Annotated in this window: 8 protein-coding genes; all 8 read right to left on the reverse strand. The window is 71.2% G+C overall.

Going from position 1 to position 6,753, the window contains the following annotated elements; all coding sequences use genetic code 11:
* Positions 1-84: 84 nt before the first annotated feature.
* The gene (locus tag ACSW7Y_RS15355) at positions 85-1,008 is read right to left on the reverse strand and encodes an RluA family pseudouridine synthase (protein WP_438127111.1); all 924 of its coding nucleotides are present in this window, start codon (positions 1,006-1,008) and stop codon (positions 85-87) included.
* A gap of 10 nt (positions 1,009-1,018) precedes the next feature.
* The gene (gene lspA, locus ACSW7Y_RS15360; protein WP_438127112.1) at positions 1,019-1,687 is read right to left on the reverse strand and encodes a signal peptidase II; all 669 of its coding nucleotides are present in this window, start codon (positions 1,685-1,687) and stop codon (positions 1,019-1,021) included.
* 2 nt (positions 1,688-1,689) lie between these two features.
* Entirely contained in the window at positions 1,690-2,376 is a 687-nt protein-coding gene (locus ACSW7Y_RS15365; RefSeq protein ID WP_438127113.1) for a DivIVA domain-containing protein, read from the reverse strand.
* Between the two features lie 179 nt (positions 2,377-2,555).
* Positions 2,556-2,855: a YggT family protein gene (locus tag ACSW7Y_RS15370; RefSeq protein WP_290132099.1), complete on the reverse strand. Its 300-nt coding sequence runs from the start codon at positions 2,853-2,855 to the stop codon at positions 2,556-2,558.
* 118 nt (positions 2,856-2,973) lie between these two features.
* Positions 2,974-3,528, reverse strand: a complete 555-nt coding sequence (locus ACSW7Y_RS15375) for a cell division protein SepF (RefSeq protein WP_438127114.1) — start codon at positions 3,526-3,528, stop codon at positions 2,974-2,976.
* A gap of 43 nt (positions 3,529-3,571) precedes the next feature.
* The gene (locus ACSW7Y_RS15380) at positions 3,572-4,327 is read right to left on the reverse strand and encodes a YggS family pyridoxal phosphate-dependent enzyme (protein WP_438127115.1); all 756 of its coding nucleotides are present in this window, start codon (positions 4,325-4,327) and stop codon (positions 3,572-3,574) included.
* Positions 4,328-4,399: 72 nt separating this feature from the next.
* The gene (gene ftsZ, locus ACSW7Y_RS15385) at positions 4,400-5,563 is read right to left on the reverse strand and encodes a cell division protein FtsZ (RefSeq protein ID WP_438127116.1); all 1,164 of its coding nucleotides are present in this window, start codon (positions 5,561-5,563) and stop codon (positions 4,400-4,402) included.
* Positions 5,564-5,733: 170 nt separating this feature from the next.
* Positions 5,734-6,753 (reverse strand): FtsQ-type POTRA domain-containing protein (locus tag ACSW7Y_RS15390; RefSeq protein ID WP_438127117.1); only part of this gene is annotated, 1,020 nt, incomplete at its 5' end.

The following is a 6,753-nucleotide window of genomic DNA, read 5'->3' on the forward strand; positions in this document are numbered from 1 at the left end:
AGCGACAACTCGTGCGACCTCGACGAACGCAGTCGGGCGTGTCTCGAGCGCCGAGTACCCCCGCCCCGCCCCGCCCAGCTCGCGCTACGCGGCGCGGATGCGGTCGAGCGCGAGCTGCAGGTCGTCCGGGTAGGAGGCCTCGAACTCCACCCACTCCCCCGTGCGCGGGTGCTCGAACCCGAGCCGCACGGCGTCGAGCCACTGCCGCGTGAGCCCGAGCTCGTTCGCGAGCACCGGATCGGCCCCGTACATGGTGTCCCCGACGAGCGGGTGCCGCGTCGCCGCCATGTGCACGCGGATCTGGTGCGTGCGGCCGGTCTCGAGGTGCACCTCGAGCAGGGTCGCCGACCGGAAGGCCTCGAGCGTCTCGTAGTGCGTCACGCTCGGCTTGCCGTCCGCCGTGACCGCGAACTTCCAGTCGCTCGACGGGTGCCGGCCGATCGGGGCGTCGATCGTGCCGGAGGTCGGGTCCGGGTGACCCTGGGCGAGTGCGTGGTAGACCTTGTCGACCGTGCGCTCCTTGAACGCGCGTTTGAGGTGCGTGTACGCGAGCTCCGTCTTGGCGACCACCATCAGCCCGGAGGTCCCGACGTCGAGCCGGTGCACGATGCCGGCCCGCTCGGCGGCACCGGAGGTCGCGATCGTGAACCCGGCAGCGGCGAGGCCCCCGGGGACGGTCGGGCCGTCCCAGCCGGGAGACGGGTGCGCGGCGACGCCGATGGGCTTGTCGACGACGACGATGTCCTCGTCGTCGTGCACGACCGTCATGCCCGGCACCTCGACCGGGACGATCCGCGGGGCTTCCTTCGGCGTCCACTCGACCTGCAGCCACGAATCGGCGTGCAGCCGGTCCGACTTGTCCACGGTCACGCCGTCGACGGTCACGCCGCCGGCGGCGACGACCTCGGCCGCGAACGAGCGGCTGAACCCGAGCAGCTTCGCGATGGCGGCGTCGACGCGCTCACCGGCGAGTCCGTCGGGCACGGGCAGGGAACGGGTCTCGCTCAACGGTCGTGCCTCACGTGGCGTCGTGACCGAGCTGGTCGCGGCCGTGCGGGTCGCGGCCGTCACGCGGCGCGCGCGGGTCCTCGACGAGCGGCCGGGAGGCACTGCTCGCCTCCGCCTCGCTGGTCGCGACCGCGGCGTCCTGCTCGCGACGCTTCTTCTCACTGACCGCGCGCGTGCCGTCGAGGTTCACCCCGAGGATGACGAGCAGCACGAAGATGACCATGCTCACGCAGATGAACGAGTCGGCGATGTTGTAGATCGCGGGCATCATCCACGGCGTCGAGATGAAGTCCACCACGTGCCCGCGGCCGAAGCCGGGCTCACGGAAGAGCCGGTCGAGCAGGTTCCCGAGCGCGCCCCCGAGCAGCATGCCGAGGACGATCGCCCACCACATCGAGCGGATGCGCCGGGCGAACACGATGATCGCGACGACGACGGCCGCCGAGACGATCGAGAACACCCACGTCATGTTCACCGCGAAGGAGAACGCGGCCCCGGGGTTCCGGACGTAGAAGAACTGCAGGGCGTTGCCGAGGACCGCGACGGGCCGGCCGTACGGCAGGTTCGCGACGACGAGCGCCTTGACGATCTGGTCGAACGCCACCACGACGACAGCGGCGAAGGCCAGTGCCGCGATCGCGCGGACACTGACCTTCGCTCGTGGTGCTGGTCGTGACAACGTCAGTTGCCGACGCCCGAGGCAGAGGCCGGGGCGAACCCGGACTGCTCGGTGCTGCCAGAGGTGTCGAGCTCGTTGAGCTGCCCCTGGATGTAGCTCTTCAGCTGGGCGCGGTAGTCGCGCTCGAACGTGCGGAGCTCGTCGATCTTGCCCTCGAGCTGGCGCTGCTCCTGCTCGAGCACCGCGACACGCTGACGGTTGGTGTTCTCGGTGTCGGCGATGATCTGGCGCTGCTTGGCCTCGGCGTCCGAGACGAGGCGAGCGGCCTGCGCGGTGCCCTCGGCGATGAGCGCGTCACGCTTCTCGATGCCCTCGCGGACGTGCTCCTCGTGCAGACGACGGGCGAGCGTGAGGAGGTTCGTGGTGCCCTCGGTGTCCTCGTCCGGCGAGACCGTGGTGGCAGGAGCGGCAGCGGCGACCGGCGCGGGCTCCGGAGCGGCGGCGACGGGGGCCGGCTCGGGCTCGGGGGTCGGAGCGGGCTGCTCGTCGACCTGCTCGGTCGCGGCCGGCTTCGGCGCCGACTCGGCGGCCTGCAGGCGCTGGCGCAACTCGTCGTTCTCGGCGGTCAGGCGACGGAGCTCGACCACGACCTCGTCGAGGAAGTCGTCGACCTCGTCCTGGTCGTAGCCCTCGCGGAACTTCGTCGGCTGGAACCGCTTGTTGACTACGTCTTCCGGCGTCAAAGCCATTGCCGTCACCTCAATAGAACTGCTGAACGTGTGGAACCACTACCGGTGCGACCGAATCTACCAGTCGTACCGTGTGGTGCGGATGCCGCGCCGAGGCGGGCATCGATCCCGACCACCGTACACCGACGGGGACGGGGAGTCGTCACCGCGCCTGGCGTGGCGCGTGTCGGGGCTGTCGATCAGGCCGAGGCCGTGATGAGCAGTCCGACGATGAACCGGACGATGATCGCGACGAGCAGCACGATCGTCCAGCCGAAGTCGAGCGCCACCGGTCCCATCCGCATGGGCGGGAGGAGACGACGCACGAAGCGGATGGGCGGGTCGGTGATCGTGTAGACCACGTCCGCGACGACGAGCATGCCGCCCCGCGGTCGCCACTGCCGGTTGAAGGTCTGGACGAGGTCCAGGGCGAACCGGCCCCAGAGCACGATGATGTAGAGCAGGAGTGCGTAGTACAGGACCAGGAGGATCGCGGTCACGGTTGGGGCTCGCTCGTCTCGGGTGGCCGTCGTCCGTGCTGGCTGCTCACGGGAGGTCGGTCACGGGCGGGTGGGCCGGCCGGTACGGCGCAGGCGGTGAGCGCGCGCCGGGTCCGGCTCAGGACTGGGCGAAGAAGTTCGCCTCGATGTCGGACTCTACCTCAGGCGCCTCACCGCTCACTGCGACGTGGGCCGGGGAGAGCAGGAAGACCTTGTTGGTGACGCGCTCGATCTTGCCGTACAGGCCGAGCGACAGCCCCGAGGCGAAGTCGATCATGCGGCGCGCGTCGGCCTCGGTCATCTGCGTGAGGTTGATGATCACGGGGATGCCGTCGCGGAAGCTCTCCGCGATGGACTGCGCGTCCTTGTACTCACGGGGGTGGACGGTGAGGATCTCGTTCATTTCCTGGACCGGGGTCGCCTTCTGTGCGGTCGTGTGCGAGCGGCGGAGCGGGGTGACCTGGGCACCGCGCTGCGGGGTGTGCGCCTTGGGCTCGGGAGCCGGGGTCGGTGCGGGCGCAGCCGCCGCCGGGGCCTCCTGAGCAGCCGGAGCGGGAGTCGCGGCCGGGGCGGCCTGGGCACGCGCCAGGGCGGCCTGCGGCTCGTCCTCGTACTCGAGTTCCTCGTCGGCGAGGCCGAGGTAGACCATCGTCTTCTTCAGCGGACCAGCCATGGTTCCTCCCGGGTTCGTGCTCGTGGTTGCCCTGCTGTCGAGGCTACGGTGCGTCCGGGCGTTTCCCCGTGATTGCGGTCCCGATCCGGAGGTGTGTCGCGCCCTCGGCGATCGCCTCCGCGTAGTCGCCGCTCATGCCCGCGCTGATGTCCGTCGCGCCGGGTGCCAGCGACACCACCCGCTCGGAGATCCCGCGCAGCCGGGCGAACGCCGCGCGCGGCTCCTCGTCGAGCGGCGCGACCGCCATCACGCCCCGGAGCCGGATCGTCCCGGTGCCGAGCACCCGCTCGACCATGGCCTCGACGGCGTCGGGCCGGACACCGCCGCGGTCCGGGTCGTCCGTGAGGTTCACCTGGACGAAGCCGTCGATCACCGGCGGCTCCGGCTCGGCGTCGGTCGGGGCGAACGCGTCCACCACCGAGTCCCGGTCGAGCGACTGCACGACGTGCGCGTAGCGACGGACCTGCCGCGCCTTCTTCGACTGCAGCTGCCCGACGAAGTGCCAGGTGAGCGGCAGGTCGGCGAGCTCCGCCGCCTTCGCCTGCGCCTCCTGGTGTCGGTTCTCCCCCACGTCGGTGACGCCGAGCGCGGCGAGCTCGCGGACGAGCGACGCCGGGTGGTACTTCGTCACGACGATGAGCGTCAGCTCGTCGGGGCTGCGCCCCGCGGCCCGGGCCGCGTCGGCGATGCCGCTCCTGACGGACGCGAGACGCGCCTCCGGTCCGTCGTCGGGTGACGAGGCGGAGGGGAGGCGCGGATCACCTGCCACGGGAGGCACGCCTCCGGCGTCGGCGTTCATGAGACCGTCCTCGCAGGCTCGTCCGGCGCTGGCGTCGCACGGCGCTGGCGCGCCGTATTCAGCTCCAGCGCGTTACTTCAGGAAGTCGGGGACGTCGAGCTCGTCGTCGTCGTCGAAGGCCGGGTCGGCAGCGCGCTGCACCGGCGCCTCGTGCTCCTGCGACGCCCACGAGGACGACGAGTCCTCGATGGCACCGGTCGCGCCGGCTGCGCCGGCCGCGGCGCCGGAGGTCGCGCCGCCGTCCGCCTCGACCCAGCTCGAGCGACGCTCCTTCTGCTGCGCGGTCGGCTCGCCACCGTCGAAGCCCGCGGCGATGACGGTCACGCGGACCTCGTCGCCGAGCGTGTCGTCGATGACCGCACCGAAGATGATGTTCGCCTCGGGGTGCACGGCCTCCTGCACCAGGCGGGCGGCGTCGTTGATCTCGAAGATGCCGAGGTTCGAGCCACCCTGGATCGAGAGCAGCACACCGTGCGCACCGTCGATCGAGGCCTCGAGCAGCGGGCTGGCGACGGCGAGCTCGGCGGCCTTGATCGCCCGGTCGGCGCCCCGCGAGGAACCGATGCCCATGAGCGCCGAACCGGCACCCTGCATGACCGATTTGACGTCGGCGAAGTCGAGGTTGATGAGACCGGGGGTCGTGATGAGGTCCGTGATGCCCTGGACGCCGGCGAGGAGGACCTGGTCGGCGGTGGCGAAGGCCTCGACCATCGAGATGCCGCGGTCGGAGATCTCGAGGAGACGGTCGTTCGGCACGACGATGAGCGTGTCGACCTCGTCCTTGAGCGAGGCGACGCCGTTCTCGGCCTGGGACTGCCGACGCTTGCCCTCGAAGCTGAACGGCTTCGTGACGACACCGATGGTCAGCGCGCCGATCGACTTCGCGATGCGGGCCACCACGGGAGCACCACCCGTGCCGGTCCCGCCGCCCTCACCGGCGGTGACGAAGACCATGTCGGCACCCGCGAGGGCCTCCTCGATCTCCTCGGCGTGGTCCTCGGCGGCGCGACGGCCGACCTCGGGGTCCGCGCCGGCGCCGAGCCCGCGGGTGATCTCGCGACCGACGTCGAGCTTGACGTCGGCGTCGCTGAGCAGCAGGGCCTGCGCGTCGGTGTTGATCGCGATGAACTCCACGCCGCGGAGGCCGAGCTCGATCATGCGGTTCACGGCGTTGACGCCGCCGCCGCCGACACCGACGACCTTGATGACGGCGAGGTAGTTGTGGTTCGTGGTCACGTCAGTCCGGCCTCCGGTTGAACCCTCAACCTCTACTTGAAAGTCAGGGTTTTTGCTGCTAGGTGTGGTGCTTGCGTCGACGCTACGGGTGCCCTCCCGACGAGGCACAGCCGCCACGCCGCGTGTCGTCCGATTCCGCCCGACTCCGGTGCCCGGAGCGACCCCGACGACTACTTCGCCGAGCGGATGACGCCGTTGTCGGGCGCGCTGACGTCGTACTCGACGACGGATCCCGGGTCGCGGGCCTCGTGGTCCCGGACGAGCGCCGCCAGGAGTCGGGCCTTGGCGTCCGAGGAGTCCGGGCTCCCCCAGACGACCTTCGAGCCGTCCTCCAGGGTCAACGTGACGTCGTCGGCGGTGGAGGCCTTGACGGCCTTCGTCTGCGAGCGCACCGACGACGGGAGCGCCAGGACCACCTCGGACATGGTGCGGAACACCGGCGACCCGAGCTTCGCGCTGCCGATGTCGGCGAGGGGCATCGTGTCCGGGCGGTCCTTCGCCGACTGCACGACGATCCCGGCCGGATCGACGAGGTCGAACGTCCGGCCGGACTGCACCGCGACCACGGGGGTGCGCTCGGTCACGGTGACGACGAGCGTGTGGGGCGGCGCCTCCTCGGTCACGTAGCTCTCGATGAGCGGGAACCGCGCGATGTCACGCTTCACCTCGTCGAAGTCGAGCCGGGCGAGGGGCGTGCCGATCTGGTCGGACAGGGCGCGTCGGAGCGCCGCGTCATCCACCCGGTTCGTGCCCTTGACCTCGATCGTCTGCAGCGCCATGAGCGGCGAGTACACGGCGACGAGGATCGACGCGCCGAGGACGACGACGATGCCGGCCGCGGTGATCCACGCGGCACGACGGTGGCGGCTCCGCCGGGTGAAGCGGCGGACCTCGGCACGTTCGAGGAGCCGGCGACGGCGCCTGGCGATCCGGGCCTCCCGCGCGGTCTCCGCGGCCCGGACCTTCGTCCCGATCGGGGTCTCCAGGACGTCGGTCAGCCGGGCGTCGCCGTGGACGGACTCGTCGGGTGTCGCACCCCCGTCCGTACGTCGCGCCCCGTCGTGGTCGGGCGCGGTGTCCGTGCGGGGGCGCGGTCCGCGTCGGTCGTCGGACGGGTGGTCCTCGTCCGGCGCGTACTCGCGGAGGCGCCCGGCGACGGACGACAGCCCGGCGCCGAGACGACGTCCCGC

The sequence above is a fragment of the Curtobacterium flaccumfaciens genome, from assembly GCF_051548005.1.
GTDB lineage: Bacteria > Actinomycetota > Actinomycetes > Actinomycetales > Microbacteriaceae > Curtobacterium.